Here is a 23,967-nt window from a genome sequence, read left to right as displayed (position 1 = left end):
TGGTCGAGTGTCTGGACGCGCTCACCGACACACAGCGCGAATCGATCGAACTCGCGTACTACAACGGGCTCACCTACGTACAGGTGTCCGAACGCCTTTCGGCCAATCTCGCGACAATCAAGTCACGCATGCGCGACGGCCTTCGCGCGCTGCGGAACTGTTTGGGCGTGACATGACCGAACCGATCGATTTCGAGCTGCTGGAGTTGGCGACACCGTATGCGCTCAACGCCGTGACGGCAGACGAGCGCGTCGCCATCGAACGACACCTGGCGTCCGCACCCAGGGCCGTCGCCGAGGCGTTTGAATCAGAGGTGCGCGCGGTCCGGGAAACGATGTCTGCCGTCTCGGCGTCGACGGCGATCGAACCGCCTGATCACCTGCGTACCCGCGTCCTTGCCATCGCCAGCAAGCCGACGCACCGATTCTCCTGGCGGACAACACTTCTCGCTGCCGCCGCCGCGGTGTTGATCGGGCTCACCGCGGTCAGTGTCGGATTGGCGCTACGCCCAGCTCAGCCTCCGTCCACCGCCGAGCAGGTGTTCGCCGCACCCGACGTCCACACGGTGTCGGGCGACATTCCTGGTGGCGGTACCGCGACAGTCATCTATTCCCGCGCGAAGAACGCGGGAGTCCTCGTGATGAACGATGTGGCGCCACCGAAGTCGGGCACCGTGTACCAGATGTGGTTGATCAACGACCGTGGACCCGAGTCGGCGGGCACCATGGACGAGAAGGCCGTCGCGCCGTCGACGACGGCGGTGCTGCCCGATCTGCGGAACTCCAACGCCCTTGCGTTCACGGTCGAACCAGGGGCCGGCTCGATCAAGCCGACGACGCCGGTGATCGCCAAACTGCCGCTCACCTGAGCGCCGGGGTGGGTCCGGTGCCGAACACACCGCTTTAGGCCGCCCTCGGGTTTTCCAGCACGAGGGCCACACCTTGGCCCGAACCGATGCACACGCCGAGCGCCCCGTAGCGTGCGCCGCGCTCGCGCAACTCGGTGGCCAGCGTCAGGACATAGCGGGTTCCGCTGGCGCCGAAGGGATGTCCGATCGCCACCGCGCCGCCGTTCGGGGTGAGCTTCTCGTCGGGAATCGTGAAGCCGCCGAGCTGATTCGGGAGCTCGCGCAGCACCCCGAGCGCCTGCGCGCTGAACGCTTCATGGACCTCCCAGACGTCGATCTGCTCGGGAGTCAGAGCGGCGCGTTTGATCGCCAGAGGCAACGCCCACGCCGGCGCCAACCCCATGACCAGCGGGTCGATCCCGTACACAGCCGACGCCACCACACGCGCCAACGGCTCCACACCAAGCTCATCCGCCCGTTCTCCGGACGCCAGCACAACCGCACTCGCCCCGTCGGTCAGCGGCGTTGAATTGGCCGCAGTCATCTGCTTAGTGCCCGGTTGCACCGGCAGCGCGGCGAGCCGCTCCGCGGTGGTGTCGTCGCGGATGAACTCGTCATGCTCGAAGGTGCGGGCCGGCGTCTTCTTTGTCCCCGGAATATCAACGGGCATAATCTCTTTGGCGAGTCGTCCGGAGTCACGGGCCGCCTTGGCATTGCGCTGCGAGCGCAACGCGAACGCGTCGATCTCCTCGCGCGTCAACCCGTATCGGTCGGCAACATTCTGCGCGGTCTCGATCATGGCGATGTAGGCGTTGCGCGCCAGCAACACCGGATTGGGCGGGCCACCGGCGCCCGCCCACATCGTGTCGAGCAGGATCACCGGCCCCCGCGGCGAGAACGGCGCGTCGCCCTTCATGTACGCCCAACCGGATCGCGACATCGATTCCACCCCGCAGGCGATCCCGACACCGAGATCGCCCGCCTTGATCGCATGCGCCACGTTGATCGTCGCGCTCACCGACGAGCCGCAGAACCGGTTGATCGTGACGCCGGCGACGCTATCGGGAAATCCAGCCGCCAGCGCCGCCCATCGGGCGACGTCACCCATGCCCTCGTGGGCCGGGTTGACGCAGCCGGCGACGATGTCCTCGATCTGATCCAGGCCGACACCGACGCGCTCACACGCGCCCTTCATCGTCATCCCCAGCAAGTCGTCGGTTCGGATGTGTGACAGCGAACTGCCGTACCGTGCGAACGGGGTGCGAACACCGCCCAGCACAAACGCTTCGGTCATCTTCGGCTCCCAACGGCGGTGCCGAAATCGTAGACCCGGATGACCGCGGAAGGAGAGGTTTCGATGTCCACCTGGCTTATCACCGGTTGTTCGACCGGACTGGGCCGCGCACTCGCCGGGGCCGTCATCAGCTCAGGCCACAACGCCGTCGTCACGGCGCGCGACGTCGCACGCGTCGCCGACCTCGCCGAGACCGCGCCCGAACACGTGCTCGCCGCCGCGCTCGACGTCACCAGTCCCGAGCAGGTCGCGTCGGCCGTACGCGGGGCCGAAGAGCGCTTCGGCAGCATCGATGTGCTCGTGAACAACGCCGGCTACGGGTATCGCGCCGCGGTCGAGGAAGGCGACGACGCCGACGTCCGCACCCTGTTCGACACCCACCTGTTCGGCACTGTCGCGATGATCAAGGCGGTTCTGCCGGGCATGCGCGCCCGTCGCTGCGGCGCCATCGTGAACATCTCCTCGATCGGCGCGACGGTGACGCCGGTCGGGTCTGGCTACTACGCAGCCGCGAAGGCCGCGGTCGAAGGGATCAGCGGAGCACTGCGAGGTGAGCTCGCCCCGCTGGGCATCTCGGTGACGATCGTTGAGCCCGGCGCCTTCCGCACCGACTTCGCCGGACGCTCACTGACTCAGTCCGCGAGCGTCATCGCCGACTACGCCGACACCGCCGGGAAGCGCCGCAAAGAGAACGACACGATGGACGGCACCCAGGCCGGCGACCCGGCGAAGGCGGCCGCCGCGATCATCAGGGCGGTCGAGTCGAGCCAACCGCCGGCGTTCCTCCTCCTCGGCCCCGACGCCCTGGCCATGTATCGGTACATTGCCGACGCGCGCGCGGGCGAGATCGCGGAGTGGGAGAAGCTGACCATCAGCACGGATTTCGCCTCCTAGCAAAGGCGTCCGGCGCAGTCGGGTGTGATGGCGAAGCCCGCGGGGTATTCGCCGATCGTGAATGAGTCCGGGTTGATCGTCGTCGGCAGTGGTCCGGCGGGAGTGGGTGCAGCGGAGTCGTTCCGCGAACATAACGACGCGGCGCCGGTCACGATCGTCACGACCGACGGCGATGTGCCGTATGCGCGCCCTCCGCTGAGCAAGGAGTATCTGCGTGGCGAGAGCGACGACGTCGAGCTGCATGAGGCGCAGTGGTATGCGGAGCGGTCGATCGAGTTGGTGGCTGACGCGACCGTCGACTCCGTCGATCTCGCAGACCGGTGCGTCGTCGTCGACCGCCGCCGCTATCACTACCAGTCCCTGGTTCTGGCGTGCGGCGCGAGCCCGTCGTCGCCACCGGTGCCCGGCGGCGAGTTGGCACTGCAGCTTCGTTCTCATGCCGACGCGGCCGCACTTCGTCGCGCCGCCGCGGACGCCGAGAGCGCCGTCGTGATCGGCGCCGGCTTCATCGGCTGCGAGGCCGCCGCGTCGTTGGCGAAGCGCGGTCTGCGCGTCACGGTGGTCGCGCCCGACGCCGCGCCACAGACGAAACGCCTTGGCCCCGAAGCAGCGCACCGGCTGCTCGGCCTGCTCGATGACGCCGGCGTGCGTTATCTCGGCGGCGTGGAGGTGAAGACCATCCACGACAGAGCCGTCGCGCTTGATGACGGGACGAGGGTCGACGCCGACCTGGTGCTCGCCGCGACCGGTGTCGCGCCGGAGAGCGACCTGGCCGCCGCTGCTGGCCTCAAGGTCGACCAATCGCGGATCGTTGTCGGTGCCGACATGCAGACGTCATGCGAAGGCGTATACGCCGCAGGCGATGTCGCGCTTGCATATAACGCAACGGCCAGACGCTATCTGGCTGTGGAGCACTGGCAGGACGCGGCCGATCAGGGCGCGATCGCCGGTGCATGCGCCGCGGGCCAGGTCGCGACATGGGCAGGCGTTCCCGGTTTCTGGTCAACGATCGGCGACACCACCATCAAGTACCACGCCTGGGGCGACGGCTACCAGTACAGCCGGTTGATCCAGCGCGACAACGGCTTCACCGTCTGGTACGAGTCCGACGGAGCCGCGGTCGGCGTGTTGACCTGCAACACTGACGAGGATTACGACTTGGGCGAGCACCTGATCTCAGAGCGCAAGCCGGCACCACTAGTCGACTCCTGACCTCACCCGGCGCCGGGCACTCCGCTTCGCGCGGCCACGGACATCGGCGATGCCGTGTCGAACACATCGATCGCCATGTCGTCGTCGCGGTAGCTGGCAAGACGGAACAAGCCCGCTGTGCCAGCGACGATCTCGTTGGCCTCGTCGCCTGACAGCGGATACTCGGCCACATGGTGTCGCCAGTGCGCCGCGACCACTGTCGCTCCGGGTGCCAGACGCGGACATTCTCGATCGAGCACTTCGCGCAGCGCCGACGCCGTGAGGTAGTAGCCCACCTCCGAGAGCACAACGAGATCGAAATCGCCTTGCGGCCAAGGCAAATCGATCGACGAGCGGCTAAGCGTCACCGCGTCGCGTAGCCCGCATCTTCGCAGTCGGTCATCGGCCGCCTTGAGCGCGGCCTCCGCTACGTCCGTCGCCGTGACCTGATCGCAACGAGCCGTGAGGTGTTCGGTGAGCACACCCACAGAGCAACCCGGCTCGAACGCATGCCGGTAGCGAGCGGCGGGCAACATCGCCATCGTGATCGCGTACTTGCGTCTGTCATACCATCTTTCGGCGAGCTGCCACGGGTCAGTCGAGTCCTCGTACATCGTGTCAAAGAACGAGTCCGGTAGCCGGTTGGTCATACCACCGCCACCTCGGATGCGGGCGCGCATGCCAGCCGCCCCAGCGCGGCCAGATCCCGTTCGGCGTGGCTCTGCCTCACATACATCGTGAGGTCGGCGACACGCCGGGCGTGGTCCGCATCGAGCGCCAATGGCGCAGGCCCCAATGCTCGCCCGGTCCGGACGATCGCCTCGTCGACCGCAGTCTCGGCAACGGCCCTGACCCGTCGTGCCATCAATTCCGTTCTGCCGCTGGCAGGTTCGGCGTCCACGAACTCTGCCGCACATGTCAGAACTGCCTCCGCTGCGGCGAGTGCAGCGTCGACGGCACCGAGATGCGCCTGCGCATGTGGGTCTGCCGCCTTGCCGTTGTGATCGGCGACACTGCGGTAGAGCGGTGCGGCCACCGCCCGCGCGCCGCCCAGCCAGCACGCCGCTACACCGATGGCGCCGTGCCAAAAGCCTGGCCGGTCAAGGTAATCGCCGGGCGCGCCGACCGGCGTCGCGGGCACGTCGTCGAAACGTACAGACCTCGTGTCGGAATCGGCCATACCCGCGTTGCGCCAGGAGCTGGCCTGCGCGGCAACACCGGGATGAGCCAGTTCAACGGCGAACAGCCCACGAACGCCGTCGGGGCCACGAGCGGTCACAAGCGCGTGCGAGCACAGACTCGCACCAGAGCACCACGGCTTTGTGCCATTGAGCCTGAAGGCTTTGCCGTGGTGCGTGACGGTCAGGGTGTGCCCTGGCGCCTCTGCCGCCCACACACCCCACAGTTGTCGGGGTTGGGCAGGCGGTCCGGCGAGCTCTGCGAGTATCGCGACCGCGTCCGTGTGGGCTTCAGCCAATCGGCCTGCCACGACGTCGACGGCCGTCAGTTCGGCCAACTTGAACCAGCGCGTGGCGGTGTCGCCGGACGCAGGCAACGGAAGTTCCAGCTCCCCGGCCTCGAGCCACTGCCGTACCAGAGGCGTTGTCATGCGATGTCCTGGGCACCTCGACGGCGCGCAACAGACCGCAGGTGGGCGGCGAATCCGTCCGGCGCCCTGCCGTCGGGCCTCGCCGACGTGGCCACTGACAGGCCGGCATCACGGACGATGCGATAACCGCTGCGCTCGAAGCGGCGCACCAGATCCACGTCCTCGCCGCTGGCCAACGGCGCGAACCCTCCACTCTCCCAATATTTCTCAGCGGCAAATCCCATGTTTGCGCCGTGAATGTGGTCGTGATCTCCATCAGACCGGGTACGTGACCAGTAGCGGTGCAAGTAGCGCAGGGCCGCCGATGTCGAAACGTGGCGCCAGTTCGTGATGCGGACGACCCCAAGAACCATGTCGGCGTTTGCCGCGATCTGGCGAGTCAGCCAGTCAGAGTCCACGCAGCTGTCGGCATCCGTGGTGGCATACCAGGTGGCGGTCGCCGGCCAGATGGCCCGAGCGTGATCGAAGCCGGCGGCTCGCGCAGCGCCGACGTTGCGCTCGTCGACCGACAGCACCTGCACCGCTGGCCCGAAGCGGCGCGCGACTTGGGCACTGTGGTCGCTGCACGCGTCGAGCACCACGATCGTCATGACAGGACCCGGCAGCCGGCGCGCGGCCGCCAGCGCCGCTTTCAGGCAGCCTGACAGCCTCTTTGCCTCATTGTGGGCGGGAATGACCACCACTGCCCGCTCGAAACCCGGTCGCGTCACGACCCTTAGGTACCCAATTTCACGACGTTTGGAGCGGCCGGACCGAGGGGTACTCCGTCACAGTTCAAAGATCACGGAATCAAGACGAAGGACAATCTCATGGGAGCTGGCGACAAGATCAGCAACAAGATCGACGACTTGGGCGGCAAGGCAAAAGAGGGTCTCGGCAAAGCAACCGATGACAAGAGCACCGAGAACGAGGGCAAGCTGGATCAGGCGAAGTCCAGCCTCAAAGACGCTGGTGAGAAGGTAAAGGACGCCTTCAAGAAGTAGCCTCCACGAACTATTCACAGGATGGCCGCCGGACTGCCCGATCCGGCGGCCATCGTCTGTGCGTGGGGTAACGTCGGGGCAAAGTGGGTATCGGTTCGTGCGGACGCTCTTGCCGACAACACGCGAGGTGCACTGTGCTCGGACTGCCCGACACCATCCGGGCGTGTTTGTTCGACCTCGACGGTGTGCTCACCGATACTGCCAGCGTGCACCGGGCTGCGTGGAAGGCGATGTTCGACGAGTACCTCAAGCAGCGTGCTGAGCGGACCGGTGAGCCGTTCGTAGCGTTCGACGCGGGCGCAGACTACGAGACCTACGTCGACGGCAAGCCCCGCGACGACGGAGTCCGATCATTTCTGGCAAGCCGAAACATCGAACTTCCCGAGGGTGACGCCGACGACCCGCCGACTGCCGAAACCGTGCACGGGCTCGGCAACGCGAAAAACGATTCGTTCCAAGCCACTTTGCACGAACAGGGTGTCAAGGTGTTCGACGGCTCCCGCCGGTATCTCGAGGCCGTCAGCGCGGCCGGGCTCGGCATCGCTGTCGTGTCGTCGAGCGCCAACACCCGCGATGTGCTCGAAATCGCGAAGCTCGACCAGTACGTCCAGCACCGCGTCGACGGTGTCACGATGCGCGAGGAACACATCGCAGGCAAGCCTGCCCCTGACTCCTTTCTCCGCGCGGCGGAGTTACTTTCGGTGACACCGGATCAGGCAGCCGTCTTCGAGGATGCACTTGCAGGCGTCGAGGCCGGCCACGCCGGACATTTCGGCATCGTCGTTGGCGTGGACCGCGTCGGCCACGCGGAAGCGTTGCGGCGCAACGGCGCCGACATCGTCGTGGACGACCTCAGTGAGCTGTTGAACACATCATGATCGGTAACGGCGCCTTTCCGGTCGAGCCGTGGCAACTGCGCGAAACCAGCCTCGACCTCGACTTGCTGGCGCAATCGGAGTCGCTGTTCGCGTTGTCCAATGGCCACGTCGGCCTGCGCGGTAACCTCGACGAGGGCGAGCCGCACGGCCTGCCCGGCACCTACCTCAACTCGTTTTACGAGACCCACCCCCTTCCCTACGCCGAGGCCGGCTACGGCTATCCCGAGGACGGCCAGTCGCTGATTGACGTCACCAACGGCAAGATCATCCGCCTGCTTGTCGACGACGAACCGTTCGACGTGCGCTATGGGGCGGTCGTTGAGCACGAACGGGTGCTGGACCTGCGGGCCGGCACCCTGACGCGGCACGTCTGCTGGACGTCCCCGGCGAACAAGAACGTCAGGGTGGTATCGACGCGTTTGGTCTCACTCACCCAGCGCAGCGTCGCGGCCATCGAGTACGTCGTCGAAGCCGTCGACGAATTCGTCCGGTTCACAGTGCAATCCGAGCTCGTAGCCAACGAGGACCAGCCACAGCCATCGAGGGACCCGCGGGTCGCGGCGGTGTTGAGCAATCCACTTGAGCCCGTGCAGCACGAGTTCACCGAGACCAGTGCCATGTTGATGCACCGGACGCGGGCCAGCAGGCTGATGATGGCAGCGGCCATGGACCACGACATCGAGGTGCCCGGACGAGTTTCTGTCGAGACCGACGCGCGTGAGGATCTCGCCCGCACCACCATCATTTGCGGTCTGCGACCCGGCCAGAAGCTGCGGGTGGTCAAGTACCTGGGCTACGGGTGGTCGAGCCTGAGATCGCGCCCCGCGTTGCGCGACCAAGCGGCGGCGGCGGTCACCGGCGCGCGGTACAGCGGCTGGCAGGGGCTGCTGGATGCGCAGCGGGAATACCTCGACGACTTCTGGGACAGCGCGGATGTGGAGATCGAGGGCGACGCGACCTGTCAGCAGGCAGTGCGCTTTGGCCTCTTTCACGTGCTTCAGTCAAGCGCCAGGGCCGAACGCAGGGCGATCGCCGGCAAGGGGCTCACCGGAAACGGCTATGACGGACACGCGTTCTGGGATACCGAAGGTTTCGTGCTGCCGGTGCTCACCTACACCGCACCAGCGGCGGCGGCCGATGCGCTGCGCTGGCGGGCCACCACGCTGGATCTGGCCAGGGACCGCGCGAAGGAACTGGGGCTCGCCGGCGCGAGTTTCCCGTGGCGCACAATCCGCGGTGAGGAGTGCTCGGCGTACTGGCCCGCCGGCACGGCGGCCTTTCATGTCAACGCGGCCATCGCGATGGCGTTCGAGCGGTACCGCGTGGTCACCGGCGACGAAAGCTTGGAGGCCGACTGCGGAATCCGTGTTCTCGTGGAGACCGCACGACTGTGGCGCTCGCTGGGACACCATGACCGGCACGGCGTGTGGCACCTCGACGGTGTCACGGGTCCCGACGAGTACACCGCGATCGTGCGAGACAACGTGTTCACCAACCTGATGGCCGCACACAACCTGCACCTGGCCGCGGAGGCCGCCGAACGCCACCCGGACGCCGCCAGGGCACTCGGTGTCGACGACGAAGAGACGGCCGCCTGGCGCGACGCCGCCGCGAACGCGCACATCCCCTACGACGACGAACTGGAAGTGCACCAGCAGTGCGAGGGCTTCACCAGGCTCGCCGAGTGGCCGTTCACCGAAGACACCATCTACCCGATGCTGCTGCATTCCCCGTACGTGCGCCTCTACCCGTCGCAGGTGATCAAGCAGGCCGACTTGGTGCTCGCGATGCACTGGCTGGGCCACTGCTTCACCAGCGAACAGAAAGCGCGCAACGTCGACTACTACGAACGGCGCACGGTGCGCGACTCGTCGTTGTCAGCGTGCACGCAAGCGGTGATGTGCGCAGAGGTCGGCCATCTCGAACTCGCGTATGCCTACGTCATCGAGGCGGCGCTGATCGACCTGCGCAACCTGCACCACAACACGCGCGACGGGCTGCACATGGCCTCACTGGCCGGGGCGTGGACCGCTCTGGTGGCCGGCTTCGGCGGTCTGCGTGACGACGACGGCGTGCTGACCCTCGACCCACAGCTGCCCGACGGAATCACCAGGCTGCGATTTCGCTTGCGGTGGAGAGACTTTCGACTCACCGTCGATGTAGACCACCACAATGTTCTCTACACGCTGCGGGATGGTCCCGGCGGGGAGCTCACAATCCGGCACGCGCGCGAGGAGATCAGCCTGAACACCAGGACGCCGCTCACGGTGGCGCTGCAACCGCGCAAGGCCATGCTGCCACCGCCGCCGCAGCCGCTCGGGCGTGAGCCGAGCTTCAGGCGCAGCTGAACGTCAGCACCCCATCACCGTCGCCAGCTCGGCCAAGTCATCCACCATCACGTCGAATCGCTGCGGCGCCTTTTCGATCACCCGCCCAGGGCCGTACTCCAGCGGCCGTGACACATGACATGTGCGCAGCCCGCACGACGCCGCCGCGTCGAGGTCCGAGGGATGTGCGGCCACCATCAGCACCTCGGGCGGCTCGCATCCCAGCAGGCCCGCCGCTCCCAGGTAGGTTTCCGGGTCGGGTTTGTAGTGCCGGAAGACATCGGCGCCGAACACCGTATCCCAGTCGATGCCCGCAGCTTTCGCCATCCGCACCAGCAGCGCCACATGGCCGTTGGACAGCGGCGCGATCATGTACTTTTCCCGCAGTCTGTGCAGCCCGGCCACCGAGTCGGGCCAGGCCGGCAACTCGTGCCACATCAGCACGAGCTCGTCCAGGGCGGCGCCGTCGAGTCCACTCGCGCCGAACGTCGGCGCGAGCAGCTCCACTGACTCCCGTTGCAGCACATCCAGATCAGCCCACACGCGTGCTCCCGTGCGGACTTCGTCCATCGACGGCCGGTATGCACCTCGCCACGCGTCAACCAGGCCCGGCCAGTCCGCGGTGAGGCCCCGCGCTGATCCCCACGCCAGCATCGAGGAGATCAGCCCGCCGCGCCAATCCACCACGGTTCCGAACGTGTCGAACAGCATCGCGCGGACAGCCGGCATCGCCATGACTTCATTCAAATCGCGCCCGAGCAGCAGGACAAGGAGGCAACGCGACGAGTCAGTCTCGTCCAGATCGCGTATGCGGACCTGATGACCGCACCAGTCGTGATGACCGAATCGCCGCCGCCACCGACCACACCCCTGTGCACTGCCGCGAGCTGGACGCGGACGGCGTGGTCATGGCGTCGGGCGGAGTCGAGATCATGCTGGGCGCTGGCCTTGCGGGGTTGACGAGGGAACGCGTCAAGGTCGGTCGAATCGCCGCAGCATTCTTCGTCGCCGTCTTCCCCGGCAACATCGCGCAGTTCGTCAACAAGCGAGACGGTTTCGGCCTCAACACCGACAGAAAACGCTTCATCCGCCTGCTATTTCAGCCGGTGCTCGTCGCGTGGGCACTCTGGTCGACCGCGGTGCCGCGAAACTGAAGCCACTGCGACGACACGCCGAGGCGCGTCGCACAGGTTTCAGTTTCGCGAACGAAGAGTGGCCCCAGTCGCTGTAGACCGGGGCCACTCCTCGGAAACGCCCTAGTTCTTGTGCGCCTTCTCGCGCTCCTCGTTGGCCTTGGCCGCGCCGCGGGCGCTTTCGGCCTCGGCTTCCTTCTTGGCCGCGTCACGCTGTGCGTCGGCCTTGTCCTGCTGGGCCTCGCCCTCTTTCTTGAGGTCGTCCTTACCTGTCAATGCGCCGCCAACTTCCTTGGCTTTGCCCTTGACACCCTCGACGACACCTTTGATGCCTTCTTCAGGACCGCTGTTGTCCCCCATGGATATTCCCTTCGCTTGTGGTGTAGGAACCCGCAATGCGGGCAAGTGCCCTCACGGCACCTGGCTCTAGGCTTCCCACTCCGGCGGGGTTCCCAAACGTCAGCCCTTGCCGACCTCGTCCTGATATTTCTTCGTCATGTGGTCGATCGCGGCAAGTTGCGTCTGCGCCAAGTCTTCTCGCACTTCGCTTGCGCGCGCCGCGGCGTCGATCGTCGGTTGCGCCTGACCCTGGAAGTGCGGCATGACCTCGGCGGCGAACAGTTCAGCGGACCGCTTGGTGGCTGCGGGATTGGCCCACTCGTGGGCCATCTGCAGCATGCAGCCGAAGCCGCCGGACTGGTCCCACAGCCGCTGCACCTGAGCACGCGCCATGTCGGGCGTGCCGATCACGCCGGCCCCGGCGCCGTTGATGATGTCGATCACCTCGTCGATGTTGTCGCCCGGCATGGTCATCTGCGGGAATGCGGCGACCTTCTGGAAATAGCGATACCACGACTCGATGCCGAACCTCACGTCTGCGCGGGCCTGTTCCTCCGTCTCAGCGATGTGGAACGGGCCGACCAGGCTCCAGGTGCTGCGGTCCACCGTCGTACCGAACGCCGCGGCCCGTTCCTCGACGATCCCCCAGTGATACGCAAGCGCGTCGAAGCCCTCCACCACCAGCGTCGCGCCGATGGACAGCAGGCCGATGCCGTGCTTGCCTGCCAGTCGCGCACCCGTCGGCGACGCGACTCCCGCCACGGCCAGCGGTATGCCGCCATCCGAGTACGGGGCGAGTTGCAAGCGGGCGTCGAACAATTCGTGCGTGGGCGTCTTCGCAGACACCGTTTCGCCTGCCAGCAGCCGCACGACGATGTCGAGGTTGGTCTCGAGCAACTCGCGCGTGTCCGTCGGGGTCAGGCCGATCATCGCGGAATCCGTCGGCAGCGAGCCCGGGCCCACCCCGCCGATGATGCGGCCGTGGGTGAGGTGATCGAGCAGCATCAAGCGATCCGCGACCCACAGCGGGTTGTGGTACGACAGCGAGACGACGCCGGTGCCGAATCGGATCCGTTTCGCGCGCTCGGCAGCTGCGGCGATGAAGACCTCGGGTGAGCTGATGATCTCACTGCCCGCGGAGTGATGTTCGCCGATCCACGCCTCGTCGAAGCCGAGCGCGTCGAGGTGGTCGACGAACTCGAGGTCGCGCTGCAGCGCCAGCGTGGGGTTGGTACCCGCACGGTGGAACGGCGCGATGAAGTATCCGAACCTGAGCTTGGCCATTGATGCCTCCTTACGATGAGCGACTCTAGGCAACCTCACCCACAATCCGCTACCGCGGGTCTCGAAATGGGTACGGTGTGCTGATGGTCGAGTCCACCGTCCTCGATGCCGATCGATCCCACTATGAGGCACCGCGGCGGTTGATCGGTCTGCCGTTCGACGCCTCCGACGACACGATCAGAGACGCCATGGCCGACGCCAGTGTGCCGGCGCTGTTGATGTCGATGGTCCACATGACCGGAGACATCGGGATCCTCGACGAACTTCCGAAGCCGTTCCAGCTGATCGCCCTCGACTTGCAGGGTGCGATGAGCGAACCGGACAAGGAAGCGGTGCGCGCCCGCGCATTCGACGTGGTGCGGAACTACCGCGACCGGGGCTGCCCGGCGCCGTTCGTACCCGATGCGCGCCAGCTGTTGAGGATGCTCGACGTGGTGGCCACCGGCCAGGTCACCGAGGAGTTCCTTGACTACATCGCCGCCGACCTCCGCATCAGCGACGCCGACGAAAACGGCCCGACTCTGCGGTCCACTCCCGAGCAGCGCGCGGCATTCCCCGTCGTGGTGATCGGTTGCGGCGAGTCCGGTCTGTTGGCAGGTATCAAGCTGCAGCAGGCCGGCATCCCGTTCACGATCATCGAGAAGCAGTCCGGCGTCGGCGGAACGTGGCTGGCCAATCGGTACCCCGGCTTGCGCGTCGACGTCGCCAACAACTACTACGCGTACTCGTTCGAGCCCATCGACCACTGGTCGCACTACTATTCCGAGCAACCAGAGATCCTGCAGTACCTCAACGACGTCTGCGATCGCCACGGCATCGCAGGTCACGTGCGGTTCGACACCGAGGTCGTCAGCGCGACGTGGCACGACGATTCGGCGAGCTGGGCAGTCGAGACGCGTCACGCTGACGGCGCCACCGAGACGCTGACGGCCCGGGGTCTCATCTGCGCGGTCGGCCAGTTCAGCAACTCCTCGACGCCAGATATCAAGGGCGCCAAGGACTTCGAACGGCCGGCATTCCACACATCGAAATGGGACGATTCCGTCGACCTGACCGGCAAGCGCGTCGCCGTGATCGGGGCCGGGGCCACCGGGTTCCAGCTCGTGCCGTCCATCGCGGACATCACCGAGCACGTCGACGTGTATCAGCGCACCGCGCAATGGATGACACCCAACCTCAGCTACCACGAGCCCGTCAGCGCCGGCGCACAGTGGGCGGTACGCCACTTGCCGTACTACGGACGGTGGCTGCGGTTTGTGCAGTGGTGGCCGTTCGTGGACGGTGCCGCGGACCTGGTGGTGGTCGACCCCGGGTGGGACGACGGCGGATTGTCTTGTGGCCAAGCCAATCACGCTATTCGCGAGATGCTCGTCGCCTGGATCCGCGCGCTCACCAATGACGAAGAGGTTCTGGAGAAGGTCATCCCGAAGTACCCGCCGTTCGGCAAGCGCATGTTGCAGGACAACGGAACCTGGTTACGGACGGTGCAGCGTGACGACGTCGAGCTGATCAACGACCGCATCGCCGAAATCACCGCCGACGGGGTGACGACGGCCGACGGCGTACACCGGCCGGCCGACGTGCTCATCTGGGCGACGGGGTTCGACGTCAACCACCAACTCGGACCGATCAACGTCATCGGCCGCAACGGTCAGGCACTCAACGACGCCTGGGGCGACGCCGCGTACGCGTATCTGGGGATCACGGTTCCCGAATTCCCGAACTTCTACTGCCTTTTCGGACCCGGCACCAACGCCGTCAACGGCACCAGCCTCATCTACTCGTCCGAGTGCCAGATGCGCTATGTCCTCGGGTGCATCGACATGGTGATCGCCGACGGTTTCGCGTCGGCTGATCCGAAGGCCGAGGTGTGCGACGACTACCACAGGCGAAGCCGCGAACAGCTGAAGAAGATGGTGTACACCCACCCAGCGGTCGGCGAGAGCTACTACAAGAACTCAGCAGGCGACGTGCCCACGCTGTTCGCCTTCCGCATCGCTGATTACTGGAAGTGGACGAACCGCCCGAACCCGGACGACTACGAGTTCACAAGCTGATCATTCAGAGTTCAGCCGTCGCGTCGTAAACCCATGACAGGTCGCCAGTTTCGGCGAGGGCTTCGAAAAAGCTTGGCGGTGCCTGATCGCGGAGCGTGCCGAAATCGGAGTAGTCCTTCCACAGCGCGATCTTGCCGTCGACGACGCGGTGAACGGTGACGAACCGCAGGAACGCCGATTCACCCGTCGGCCAGTGCCAGGTCTCGGAGTGTTCGAACATCGCGTCCTCTCCCTTAAAGAGCAGCAAGCCGGGATGGTTCTCGTAGCTCTCGAGGAGATCGAAGGCGAGACGAAGCCGCTTGACCACGTTGTCGGGTCCCTTCGCCGCGGCCGCCGGGAGGTACATGTCGGCGTACAAGCAGTCGTCGGTGAGAAAGGTCTTCACCTTCTCCCACTCGCGGTCCGATAGCGCCTGCCACATGCCAAGGACTGTTTCCTCACCGGACATTGCAACCCCTCATTTGCTTAATGCAGTGAATCTGCCACATTCGTGGGCGAGGATCGTCTGAATTCGCTCGGCTCGGAAGGTCATCCGCATGATCAACCGCAGGGATTTGGCCAAGATCGGCGGCGTGGCTATGGCGGGCATCTCGCTCGCAGGGTGCTCCTCGAAAGATGCACCACCTCCAGCCGCCGAAACACACACCTCGTTCGCGTCGATGAAGCAAGTCGACGCCGGCGTGTTGAACATCGGGTACGCAGAAGACGGGCCGCCCACTGGGCAACCCGTGATCCTGCTGCACGGCTGGCCCCACGACATCCACAGCTATGTCGATGTCGCGCCTGCGCTGGCGGCCAAGGGCTTCCGCGTCATCGTCTCGTTTCTGCGAGGCTACGGCTCAACGACATTCCGGTCCCCTGAGACCGTCCGCGACGGTGAGCAATCAGTCTTCGCGGTGGACACGATCGCGCTGATGGACGCGCTGAAGATCGAGAAAGCCATCATCGGCGGCTTCGACTGGGGCTCGCGCGCCGCGTCGATCATGGGTGCGCTGTGGCCGCAACGGTGTAAGGCGCTCGTGGCTGTCAGCGGGTACCTGATCATCAATCTGCAGACCAACCTCAAGCCGCTGTCGCCGCAGGCTGAGTACGGATGGTGGTACCAGTACTATTTCGTCACCGACCGCGGTGTCGCGGGCTACCGGCAGAACACCGCCGACTTCAACAAGCTGATCTGGAAGAACGCGTCGCCCAAGTGGAACTTCAACGACGCCACATATCAGCGCACTGCGGCCTCATTCGCCAACCCCGACCACGTCGCCATCGTCATCCACAACTACCGGTGGCGGCTGAGCCTTGCCCCCGGCCAATCCCAATACGCCGACCTGGAGCGGCGACTTTCCACGATGCCGGTCATCGGCGTGCCCACGATCACGATCGGAAGCGACTTCGACGGTGCGGCCGCGGATGACAACACCTATCGAAATCAGTTCTCGGGCAAGTATTCTCACCGCATCCTCAGCGGAATCGGCCACAACGTGCCCCAAGAGGCGCCCCAAGATTTCGCCAACGCGATTGCCGATGCCTACGCAATGTGACAGGCATCGTATCGTCGCCGGCCAGCCCCAACGATCGGGCTTTCCGCAGTGCCGGTGACACAAGCGCGCGAATACTCCACGCGCCGAAGCTGTTTCCACGAAAACTCCCAGCGATGGAATAGGCGCAGCGCGGCACGCGTCGTTACACCTATGACTAAGGCAGTGCGATTCGATAACTATGGCGACGTCGACGTGCTCGAAGTACGTGACGTCGAACGTCCGGTGCCGGCTGATGGCGAGGTACTGGTCGAGGTGAAGGCCGCCGGGATCAACCCTGGTGAGGCGAAGATCCGGGACGGCGCCCTCAAAGACGTGTTTCCAGCGACGTTCCCTTCGGGCCAAGGCAGCGACTTCGCCGGTGTGGTGGCCGCGGTTGCGCCGGGCGTCGACACGTTCGGAGTCGGCGACGAGGTGCTGGGCTTCTCCGAGAAACGATCGAGCCACGCCGAGTTTGTCGCTGTTCCCGCCGAGCAGGTCGTTTCCAAGCCGCGGCAGTTGTCGTGGGAAGTCGCTGGCAGCCTGTTCGTTGCCGGCACCACCGCGTACGCCGCGGTGCGGTCGGTCGAACTGAAGCCGGGCGACGTCGTCGCCGTCTCCGGAGCCGCGGGCGGCGTCGGCAGCCTCGCGGTCCAACTTGCCCGACGCACGGGCGCAACCGTCCTGGGCATCGCCGGGCCGACCAACAACGACTGGCTCACCGACCACGGCATGATACCCGTCACCTACGGCGACAACCTTGCGGACAGGCTTCGCGCAGCATCTCCGTCGGGGCGCGTCGACGCGTTCTTGGACCTGTTCGGCAGCGGCTACGTGGAACTTGCAGTCAACGAACTCGGCATCGACCCGCAGCGGGTGGACACGATCGCCGACTTTGCCGCAGTACCGAAGTTCGGGGTGCAAGCTGCCGGCAACGCTGACGCCGCCAACGCCGGAGTACTCGCCGAGCTGGCCGATCTCGCAGCGACGCGCGAACTGGAGGTGCCCATCGCGGGAGTGTACGCACTCGACGACATCCGAAGCGCCTTCAGGGAATTGGAGCACCAGCACACCCACGGCAAGTTGGTGTTGCGTCCCTAACGGGCTTCGAGCACGTAGTGGATGACGCACTCACATGCCAGACATAGCTGGTTCTTAGGTTAGCTACTTAGCGTAAGGCCTGTCGGGGGTGATCGCATTCGCTTCACCTCATAAGGGGAGTTGAGCATGAACCTAAAACGTGCCCTCACGGGCGCTTCTCTAGTCGGCACAATGGGATTGGCCCTCATAGGAGCAAGTGTTCCTGCGGCCCAGGCCGCACCATGCCCGCCCGGCGCACAATGTGGACCGGGACCCGGTGGACCTGGACCAGGTGGACCTGGCCCCGGCGGACCCGGCGGGCCAGGACGTGGCGGACCAGGTGGACCGGGCCCGGGCGGACCGGGACCTGGCGGACCAGGACCTGGCGGACCAGGCCCCCACGGTCCGGGCGGACCTGGCCCGGGTGGCCCTGGACCCGGTGGACCCGGGCCGGGCGGACCAGGACCCGGCGGACCAGGACGTGATTGGCCAGGCGGACCGGGACCGGGTGGACCAGGTGGACCTGGACCGGGTCGTCCGCAGGGTGGTCCAGGCGACTGGCATCCGCCGGGGGGAGGCCCAGGCGATTGGCAGGGGCCGGGCCGCGGACCAGGCGACTGGCATCCAGGTGGCGGCCCAGGTGACTGGCACCCAGGCGGCCCGCCTCCGCCAGGAGCGTTCCGGGGATTCCGTGACGCCCCGTGGCATGACGGCCCAGCCCCTTGGGGCTGGGGTCCACCGCCGGCGCCGGCCTACTACGGGCCTCCGCTGCAGCCGTGGGGTCCGCCTCCGCCGCCCATCAACTATTGGGGCTACCAGGAGCAGCCGGTCTGGGATCAGGGCTTCAATCAGTGGGGATTCTGGTTCTTCGGCATCTGGATCCCGCTGCCGTTCCCGATCTAGAACCGACGCGCCAAGCGCACGCTTTTTTCGCACACCTGCTCGAGGTATGCGTTCGCAAGCGTGCGCTCGGCGATCAGGTCGCGGCGAAGAGCTCCAGCTGGATGTTGTCGGGATCGCGAAAGACCAATGTCGCAAACGCCATTGGCTCCTCGCCGATTCTGACGCCGGAGTGCTCGATGCCCAGTTCGTCGAGCCAGGCCGCCCACACCTCAAGCTCCTCACGCGTAGCCACGTTTAGCCCGACGTGGTCCAATCCGCAACGCGCCTCGTCGAATTGGACGCCGTCGTTGCCGGTGTTCGTGTGCAGCCCGATCATCAGCCCCGAGCGAGGTTCGACCAGCAGCACTGCGTAGCCGGTGTCCTCGCATTCATAGTGAGGGAATTTCATCGGTATCCGCTGCGCGCCCAACAGCCGCTCGTACCAGGCCAAGCTTGCCTCTAGGTCGCTGACAGTGAGCGAAAGGTGGTGTATCCCAGCGACCGCAGGAACAGCGTGCTCGCTCATATCTCTCCCATCTGATTTCCGTCGCTCGCCAGTGTCGCAGAGGCATCCGCCTGACCTGGGCGTGCATGGCCTGTGACATTCTGTGCCAGTGTCAGCTGAGCCGTTCAGCACCGTGGGAACGGGCGGCGTTCGCATTGTGGCCGACCGTCTCGGCGACCCACGTTCGCTGGCCGTGGTGTTCATGCACGGCGGCGGTCAGACCCGCCGCAGCTGGGGCCGCGCGGCCGCGGCGGTGGCGGAGCGCGGCTGGCAGGCGATCACGATCGACTTGCGCGGCCACGGCGAGTCCGATTGGTCCGACGAGGGCGACTATCGCGTCACCAGTTTCGCCACTGACGTACTAGAGGTGCTGCGCCAGCTGCCCCCGCGCCCGGTGTTGGTCGGCGCGTCCCTGGGCGGTTTCACGTCGATGCTGCTCGCGGGGGAGCTCGCGCCAGACACCATGGGTGCTGTCGTCCTCGTCGACATCGTGCCGAACATGGATCCTTCTGGGGCGACGCGGATACACGAGTTCATGGTGGACCGCGTGGTGTCAGGATTTGACTCCCTCGACGAAGTCGCGGACATGATTCAGGAGTACAACCCGCATCGGCGCCGGCCGACCGATCTCGACGGCCTCAAGACCAACCTGCGCCTGCGCGACGGCCGCTGGTACTGGCATTGGGATCCGAAGTTCATCGACGGCTCCTCGGCGCATCCCCCCATCGAGGTGACCGAGATCGATCGCCTCAACGCGGCAGTGGAAACCATTCTGCGCAACGGTGTCCCGATGCTTCTGGTGCGCGGGCAGATGAGCGATCTTGTGACCAAGGAACGGGCGGACGAGTTTCTCGCCCGGTTCCCCGCGATCGACTTCGTCGACGTCGGCGGCGCCGGGCACATGGTCGCCGGCGACCGCAACGATGTCTTCGCCGACGCAGTGGTGGAGTTTCTCTCTCGGCACGGGGGATGATCATGGATTTGTACGACGTGATGCGGACCACTCCCGCGGTACGCGAGTTCACCGACGACCCGCTCCCCGACGACGTTCTGTCGAGGATTCTCGACAACGCACGCTTCGCCCCGACTGGCGGCAACCGTCAGGGCGTGCACGTGATCGTCGTCCGCGATCCCAACACGCGCTCAGATCTGGCCGATCTGGCGCTTCCCACCGCACGTCGTTACGTTGCACAGGCCACCGCCGGTGAGTCACCGTGGAATCCGTTGCAGCCCACCAGCGTCGACGCGTCGACGATCGCGGCGACGGACCCGCCCACGCAGATGTTGGCGTCACTGCGTGACGCCCCTGTGGACCTAGTCGTCTGCCTGGACCTCGCGGTGGTCGCGGCGAGTGACCAAGACCTCGATCGGATCGGGGTGATCTCCGGCGCGTCGGTCTACCCGTTCGTGTGGAACGTGCTGCTCGCCGCGCGCAACGAGGGGTACGGCGGAGTACTGACGACGATGGTGGTCCCCGAGGAGCCGCAGGTCAAACAACTACTCGGCGTGCCAGACAACTACGCGATCGCAGCGGTTGTCCCTCTCGGCAAACCCGTGCGCGAGGTCAGAAAGCTTCGACGGCGGCCGGTCACCGACTTCGTCACCAACGAGCGCTTCGACGGACCGCCCCTGTTGCCGTAAGGGTGTCTCCGCAGGCCGAAAGATTCGCGCACGCGGAGGAAAACCCTTACGCGCTGGACACTTCGGAACATAGCTTCCGTGGTTGAGACCATGCCTGCGAAATTCTTCTGGTTCCTGCCCACGAACGGTGACAGCCGCTCGATCGTCGGCGCATCGCATGCGTCGTCACACCACACGGTCCCGGACGGCTACCGGCAGCCCAGCCGCCGCTACCTCGCGGAGGTGGCCCGCGCGGCCGATCGACTGGGCTACGAGGGCGTGCTCACCCCGACCGGCAGCTGGTGCGAGGACGCCTGGATGACGGCATCGGCCCTGCTGTCGGAGACCGAGCGGTTGAAATTCCTCGTCGCGGTCCGCCCGGGGTTGGTGCCGCCCACGCTCGCCGCGCAGCAAACCGCCACGCTGCAACGGTTTTCGGAGGGACGCGTGCTGCTCAACGTGGTCAGCGGCGGCGACGACGCCGAGCAGCGCCGGTTCGGGGACTGGCTGAGCCACGACGAACGCTACGCGCGCACCCGCGAATTCCTGGAGATCGTCAATGCCATCTGGCGCGAGGAATCGGTCGACTACAGCGGGCAGCACTACAAGGTCGAGGACGCGCGAGCGCTGGCACCGCCGAACCCGTTGCCGCAGATCTATTTCGGCGGCTCGTCCGCGGCGGCGCTGCCGATCGCCGCGCGCTACGTCGACGTGTATCTGACATGGGGCGAGCCGCCTACGGCAGCAGCGGAAAAGATCAACCGGGTTCGCGAACTGGCCGCGGCGCGAGGCCGCGAGATGCGTTTCGGCATCAGGCTGCACACCATCTCCCGCGACACCTCCGACGCGGCATGGGCGGTGGCCGACGAATTGGTCCGCGCACTGTCGCCGGACCAGATCGCGAAAGCTACTGCGCAGCATGCACGTTCGCAGTCTGAAGGCCAGCGCAGGATGACTGCGCTACACGGCGGCCGCACCGACAAGCTCGAGATCTACCCCAACCTGTGGGCAGGCGTGGGACTTGTTCGCGGCGGTGCGGGCACGGCGCTCGTCGGCAGCCACGAGGAGGTCGCCCACTTGATCTGGGAGTACTACTCCCTTGGCTTCGACGAGTTCATCCTCTCCGGATATCCGCACCTCGAGGAGGCGTACTGGTTCGCCGAGGGTGTGCTGCCGATCCTCAAGCAGAAAGGCGCTGCGTAGGCGGTGGCTGCTTTCGGACGCTGAGCGGCATCTGACGAGCTCGATGACGGGTCTGCTGATCGCCGCGGCGCCTATCCTTGCCGCCCTTCTGGAGCGGGCGACGGGCGGGAGTCCTCTGGGTGTCAAGCAGGTCAGCGGCCTCGGTGTCGGCTTGGCGGGGGTGGCGCTGTTAGCCGGCCCAGCGCTCAGCGGGGGCAGCGCGGTGCCGATCATCGAGGTCCTGCTGGTCGCCGGGTGTTATGCACTCGCACCGTGGGTGGCCGCGCGCCACCTGACCGACGTGCCGTCGTTGCCGATGACAGCAGCCTGCCTGGGCTTCGCGGCGCTTGTGTACGCCGGTCCGGCCGCAGCCATGTGGCCTACCGAAATGCCTTCGGCCCGAGTGCTGCTCGCGCTGGCTGCGTTGACCCTCATCTGCACGGCGCTGGCATTCATCGTGTTCTTCGCGTTGATCCGAGAGGTCGGACCTGCGCGGGCGCTGGTGTTCACGTACGTCAACCCGGCCGTCGGCCGCAGCGCCCGTCGTCGCCGAGTGTGAAACTGTGGCGACGACGCGCCGAGACGATTCGCCCTAGCTTGACTCTCGCGTGTTTGTGCGTGCCGCATAAGGTGACCAGTCATGGGTGCCTTGGACGGACGCGTTGCCTTCATCACCGGAGGGGGCCGAGGGCAGGGCCGGGCGCACGCGTTGGCGCTGGCGGCCGAGGGCGCGGACATCGTCGTCGCCGACGCGCCGGATGCCATGCCCGGACTGACCTACCCGCTCGGCACCGAGGACGACCTGCGAGACACCGCCAAGCACGTTGAAGAGCTGGGCCGCCGCTGTCTGCCGTTGGCCGTCGATGTGCGCGATTCGTCTCGGGTGGACGCGGCGATCGAGCAGACGGTGACGGAGATGGGCAGCCTCGACATCGTGGTCGCCAACGCCGGCGTCGTGAGCACCGGCCCGCTGGAAGACGTCACGGATGAGGTGTGGCAACAGCTGGTGGACACCAACCTGACGGGTACTTTTCACACTCTGCGCGCGGCCATTCCGGTCATGCGCAGGCAGCGCTTCGGCCGGATCGTGGTGACGTCCTCGATGGGCGGCCGGATGGGCATCCCCGAGTTGGCGGCATACAACGCGACGAAGTGGGGTGTGATCGGGCTGGCCAAATCCGTGGCCCTCGAGGTCGCCAAAGAGGGCATCACCGTCAACGTCATCTGCCCGTGCACGGTGCAGACACCAATGGTGCAGCCCACCGGGGCCGACGGCATGCCCGATGAGATCGTGCGTCGAATGATGAAGGCCAACCCGATACCTCAGCCGTGGCTTCAGCCCGAGGATGTCACCCGCGGACTCGTGTATCTGGTGACCGACCCTGGCGTCATCACCGGCAGTGTCCTGGAGATCGGGCTCGGCGGCAGCGCGCGCATCCACTAGTCAGTTCTGCCGCGGAAGCAGTTCGGCGCAGAACGAGTCGAGGAAGGCATCGCTGCCACCCGTGCCGATTGGGCGGATGACAAACTTCGTCAACCCCGCCGCGATATACCCGTCGAGCATGAGGTGCAGTTGGGGCCAGTCAGCGGCGATCAGTTCGGATGGATCGACATCGGGACGTCGCCGACGCGTGGCCTCCAGCACATACGCAGGCACGTGGCCGTCTCCGACTGCGAGGTTGATTCCGTAGTGGTCGGCTTCAACAGCGCGCCCTGCCGCCGCAGCGGCCGCCTCGATGGCCTCGCGTCCCTGCCGCGTCTCCTCTGGCGTCAGGAAGCTCCCCAGCCAGCCGTCGGCCAGCTGCCCGATCCGACGGAATGCGGCAGGCGCCTGACCACCTAGCCAAATATCAACTGACTTAACGGGTTTCGGTTGGATATTGACCCCGTGCGCGGAGAGGTACTCCCCTTCGAAGTCGACGTCGACGCCATCGAGTGCGGCGCGCAGCAGCCGCAGCGATTCGTCAAAAACCGCGGCGCGCTTGCCTTCTGGCACGGGGAACAGTTCGCGCTCGGCGGGCAGGGCAGACCGCAGTCCGAACACCGGCAGCACACGTTTGGGTGCGAGCGCGGCCAACGAGGCCAGTTGTTTGGCGACGAGCACCGGATGACGCCCGGGCAACACGGCAACGGAGGTGCCGACCTTGAGCTGTTCCGTGCGCGCCAGCGCGAAGGCCATGCCGACAACGGGGTCGACGGCCGGTGAGTAGACCAGCTCGGAGAACCACAGCGAGTCGACGCCGCGCGCCTCCAATTCGTCGACCATCACGGCGAGCTGGCCCGGGCCGGTGTCAATGCCCAAACTCACTCCGAAGCGGACCTTCACAGCATTCTCCTAGCGCTCGGTT

The 23,967-nt window shown here is 66.1% G+C and carries 25 protein-coding genes and 1 pseudogene; 16 read left to right on the top strand and 10 right to left on the bottom strand.

Annotated features, from left to right (window positions below; genetic code table 11):
- Nucleotides 1–176, top strand: a 176-nt coding sequence (locus QOH60_RS25095) for an RNA polymerase sigma factor (protein WP_526424594.1), incomplete at its 5' end; no start/stop codon positions are given.
- Nucleotides 173–868: an anti-sigma factor gene (locus tag QOH60_RS25090; protein WP_526424593.1), complete on the top strand. Its 696-nt coding sequence runs from the start codon at nt 173–175 to the stop codon at nt 866–868. The genes QOH60_RS25095 and QOH60_RS25090, both read left to right, overlap by 4 nt.
- Before the next feature lie 34 nt (nt 869–902).
- On the opposite strand, the gene QOH60_RS25085 is transcribed toward QOH60_RS25090, so the two are convergent.
- Nucleotides 903–2,141 carry a thiolase family protein gene (locus tag QOH60_RS25085; RefSeq protein WP_526424592.1) on the bottom strand — a complete coding sequence of 413 codons (1,239 nt, stop codon included), beginning with the start codon at nt 2,139–2,141 and terminating at the stop codon, nt 903–905.
- A gap of 63 nt (nt 2,142–2,204) precedes the next feature.
- Here QOH60_RS25085 and QOH60_RS25080 point away from each other — a divergent pair, with 63 nt between their 5' ends.
- Complete coding sequence (locus tag QOH60_RS25080) at nt 2,205–3,035, top strand: SDR family oxidoreductase (RefSeq protein WP_526424591.1); 831 nt, start codon at nt 2,205–2,207, stop codon at nt 3,033–3,035.
- Nucleotides 3,036–3,062: 27 nt separating this feature from the next.
- The gene (locus tag QOH60_RS25075) at nt 3,063–4,247 is read left to right on the top strand and encodes an NAD(P)/FAD-dependent oxidoreductase (protein ID WP_526424590.1); all 1,185 of its coding nucleotides are present in this window, start codon (nt 3,063–3,065) and stop codon (nt 4,245–4,247) included.
- 2 nt (nt 4,248–4,249) lie between these two features.
- Here the strand turns inward: QOH60_RS25075 and QOH60_RS25070 are convergent, their stop codons facing one another.
- From QOH60_RS25070 to QOH60_RS25060, 3 genes are read right to left on the bottom strand one after another with little or no spacing between them, the layout of a single operon-like run.
- A complete protein-coding gene (locus tag QOH60_RS25070; protein ID WP_526424589.1) occupies nt 4,250–4,876 on the bottom strand; it encodes a class I SAM-dependent methyltransferase in 627 nt (208 codons plus the stop codon).
- The gene (locus QOH60_RS25065) at nt 4,873–5,835 is read right to left on the bottom strand and encodes an acyl-CoA dehydrogenase family protein (RefSeq protein ID WP_526424588.1); all 963 of its coding nucleotides are present in this window, start codon (nt 5,833–5,835) and stop codon (nt 4,873–4,875) included. Before QOH60_RS25065 ends, QOH60_RS25070 begins: the two co-directional genes overlap by 4 nt.
- Entirely contained in the window at nt 5,832–6,545 is a 714-nt protein-coding gene (locus QOH60_RS25060; RefSeq protein ID WP_526424587.1) for a glycosyltransferase family 2 protein, read from the bottom strand. Before QOH60_RS25060 ends, QOH60_RS25065 begins: the two co-directional genes overlap by 4 nt.
- Nucleotides 6,546–6,644: 99 nt before the next feature.
- Here QOH60_RS25060 and QOH60_RS25055 point away from each other — a divergent pair, with 99 nt between their 5' ends.
- The 3 genes from QOH60_RS25055 (at nt 6,645) to QOH60_RS25045 (ending at nt 10,044) form a co-directional block, all read left to right on the top strand.
- Nucleotides 6,645–6,818, top strand: a complete 174-nt coding sequence (locus QOH60_RS25055; protein ID WP_526424586.1) for a CsbD family protein — start codon at nt 6,645–6,647, stop codon at nt 6,816–6,818.
- Nucleotides 6,819–6,952: 134 nt separating this feature from the next.
- Nucleotides 6,953–7,696 carry a beta-phosphoglucomutase family hydrolase gene (locus QOH60_RS25050; RefSeq protein WP_526424585.1) on the top strand — a complete coding sequence of 248 codons (744 nt, stop codon included), beginning with the start codon at nt 6,953–6,955 and terminating at the stop codon, nt 7,694–7,696.
- Nucleotides 7,693–10,044, top strand: a complete 2,352-nt coding sequence (locus QOH60_RS25045) for a glycosyl hydrolase family 65 domain-containing protein (RefSeq protein ID WP_526424584.1) — start codon at nt 7,693–7,695, stop codon at nt 10,042–10,044. The genes QOH60_RS25050 and QOH60_RS25045 overlap by 4 nt, the downstream gene beginning before the upstream one ends.
- Before the next feature lie 3 nt (nt 10,045–10,047).
- On the opposite strand, the gene QOH60_RS25040 is transcribed toward QOH60_RS25045, so the two are convergent.
- Nucleotides 10,048–10,758, bottom strand: coding sequence for a haloacid dehalogenase type II (locus tag QOH60_RS25040; protein ID WP_526424583.1), 711 nt, complete (start codon nt 10,756–10,758; stop codon nt 10,048–10,050).
- A 152-nt stretch (nt 10,759–10,910) separates the two neighbouring features.
- Between QOH60_RS25040 and QOH60_RS25035 the strand changes: the two are divergent.
- Nucleotides 10,911–11,177, top strand: a pseudogene (locus QOH60_RS25035) (DoxX-related protein); the annotation flags it as partial.
- A gap of 102 nt (nt 11,178–11,279) precedes the next feature.
- On the opposite strand, the gene mbp1 reads toward QOH60_RS25035, so the two are convergent.
- Together mbp1 and QOH60_RS25025 are read right to left on the bottom strand one after the other, a co-directional pair.
- Nucleotides 11,280–11,516, bottom strand: a complete 237-nt coding sequence (gene mbp1, locus QOH60_RS25030) for a microaggregate-binding protein 1 (RefSeq protein WP_526424582.1) — start codon at nt 11,514–11,516, stop codon at nt 11,280–11,282.
- 99 nt (nt 11,517–11,615) lie between these two features.
- Nucleotides 11,616–12,779 carry an LLM class flavin-dependent oxidoreductase gene (locus QOH60_RS25025; RefSeq protein ID WP_526424581.1) on the bottom strand — a complete coding sequence of 388 codons (1,164 nt, stop codon included), beginning with the start codon at nt 12,777–12,779 and terminating at the stop codon, nt 11,616–11,618.
- A gap of 83 nt (nt 12,780–12,862) precedes the next feature.
- On the opposite strand from QOH60_RS25025, the gene QOH60_RS25020 reads away from it, so the two are divergent.
- Nucleotides 12,863–14,836, top strand: a complete 1,974-nt coding sequence (locus tag QOH60_RS25020; protein WP_526424580.1) for a flavin-containing monooxygenase — start codon at nt 12,863–12,865, stop codon at nt 14,834–14,836.
- 4 nt (nt 14,837–14,840) lie between these two features.
- Here QOH60_RS25020 and QOH60_RS25015 read toward each other — a convergent pair whose 3' ends face one another.
- Complete coding sequence (locus tag QOH60_RS25015) at nt 14,841–15,284, bottom strand: nuclear transport factor 2 family protein (RefSeq protein ID WP_526424579.1); 444 nt, start codon at nt 15,282–15,284, stop codon at nt 14,841–14,843.
- Nucleotides 15,285–15,372: 88 nt separating this feature from the next.
- On the opposite strand from QOH60_RS25015, the gene QOH60_RS25010 reads away from it, so the two are divergent.
- Both QOH60_RS25010 and QOH60_RS25005 read left to right on the top strand, forming a co-directional pair.
- Complete coding sequence (locus tag QOH60_RS25010) at nt 15,373–16,374, top strand: alpha/beta fold hydrolase (RefSeq protein WP_526424578.1); 1,002 nt, start codon at nt 15,373–15,375, stop codon at nt 16,372–16,374.
- Between the two features lie 150 nt (nt 16,375–16,524).
- Nucleotides 16,525–17,451: an NADP-dependent oxidoreductase gene (locus QOH60_RS25005; protein WP_526424577.1), complete on the top strand. Its 927-nt coding sequence runs from the start codon at nt 16,525–16,527 to the stop codon at nt 17,449–17,451.
- Between the two features lie 955 nt (nt 17,452–18,406).
- Here QOH60_RS25005 and QOH60_RS25000 read toward each other — a convergent pair.
- Entirely contained in the window at nt 18,407–18,838 is a 432-nt protein-coding gene (locus tag QOH60_RS25000) for a VOC family protein (RefSeq protein ID WP_526424576.1), read from the bottom strand.
- A gap of 88 nt (nt 18,839–18,926) precedes the next feature.
- Between QOH60_RS25000 and QOH60_RS24995 the strand changes: the two genes are divergently transcribed.
- The 5 genes from QOH60_RS24995 to QOH60_RS24975 all read left to right on the top strand — a co-directional run bounded on the left by QOH60_RS24995 (nt 18,927) and on the right by QOH60_RS24975 (nt 23,063).
- On the top strand, nt 18,927–19,790 hold the full coding sequence (locus QOH60_RS24995) for an alpha/beta fold hydrolase (RefSeq protein WP_526424575.1): 864 nt from the start codon (nt 18,927–18,929) through the stop codon (nt 19,788–19,790).
- A gap of 2 nt (nt 19,791–19,792) precedes the next feature.
- A complete protein-coding gene (locus tag QOH60_RS24990; RefSeq protein WP_526424574.1) occupies nt 19,793–20,458 on the top strand; it encodes a nitroreductase family protein in 666 nt (221 codons plus the stop codon).
- Between the two features lie 90 nt (nt 20,459–20,548).
- Nucleotides 20,549–21,640 carry an LLM class flavin-dependent oxidoreductase gene (locus tag QOH60_RS24985; protein ID WP_526424573.1) on the top strand — a complete coding sequence of 364 codons (1,092 nt, stop codon included), beginning with the start codon at nt 20,549–20,551 and terminating at the stop codon, nt 21,638–21,640.
- Between the two features lie 43 nt (nt 21,641–21,683).
- On the top strand, nt 21,684–22,178 hold the full coding sequence (locus QOH60_RS24980) for an EamA family transporter (RefSeq protein ID WP_526424572.1): 495 nt from the start codon (nt 21,684–21,686) through the stop codon (nt 22,176–22,178).
- A gap of 81 nt (nt 22,179–22,259) precedes the next feature.
- Nucleotides 22,260–23,063, top strand: a complete 804-nt coding sequence (locus QOH60_RS24975) for a mycofactocin-coupled SDR family oxidoreductase (protein ID WP_526424571.1) — start codon at nt 22,260–22,262, stop codon at nt 23,061–23,063.
- Here the strand turns inward: QOH60_RS24975 and QOH60_RS24970 are convergent, their stop codons facing one another.
- A complete protein-coding gene (locus QOH60_RS24970) occupies nt 23,064–23,945 on the bottom strand; it encodes a TIGR03854 family LLM class F420-dependent oxidoreductase (RefSeq protein WP_526424570.1) in 882 nt (293 codons plus the stop codon).
- Between the last annotated feature and the right edge of the window lie 22 nt (nt 23,946–23,967).

The sequence above is a fragment of the Mycobacterium sp. genome (assembly GCF_032159765.1).
GTDB lineage: Bacteria > Actinomycetota > Actinomycetes > Mycobacteriales > Mycobacteriaceae > Mycobacterium.
This window is presented reverse-complemented; position numbering and strand designations above follow the sequence as displayed.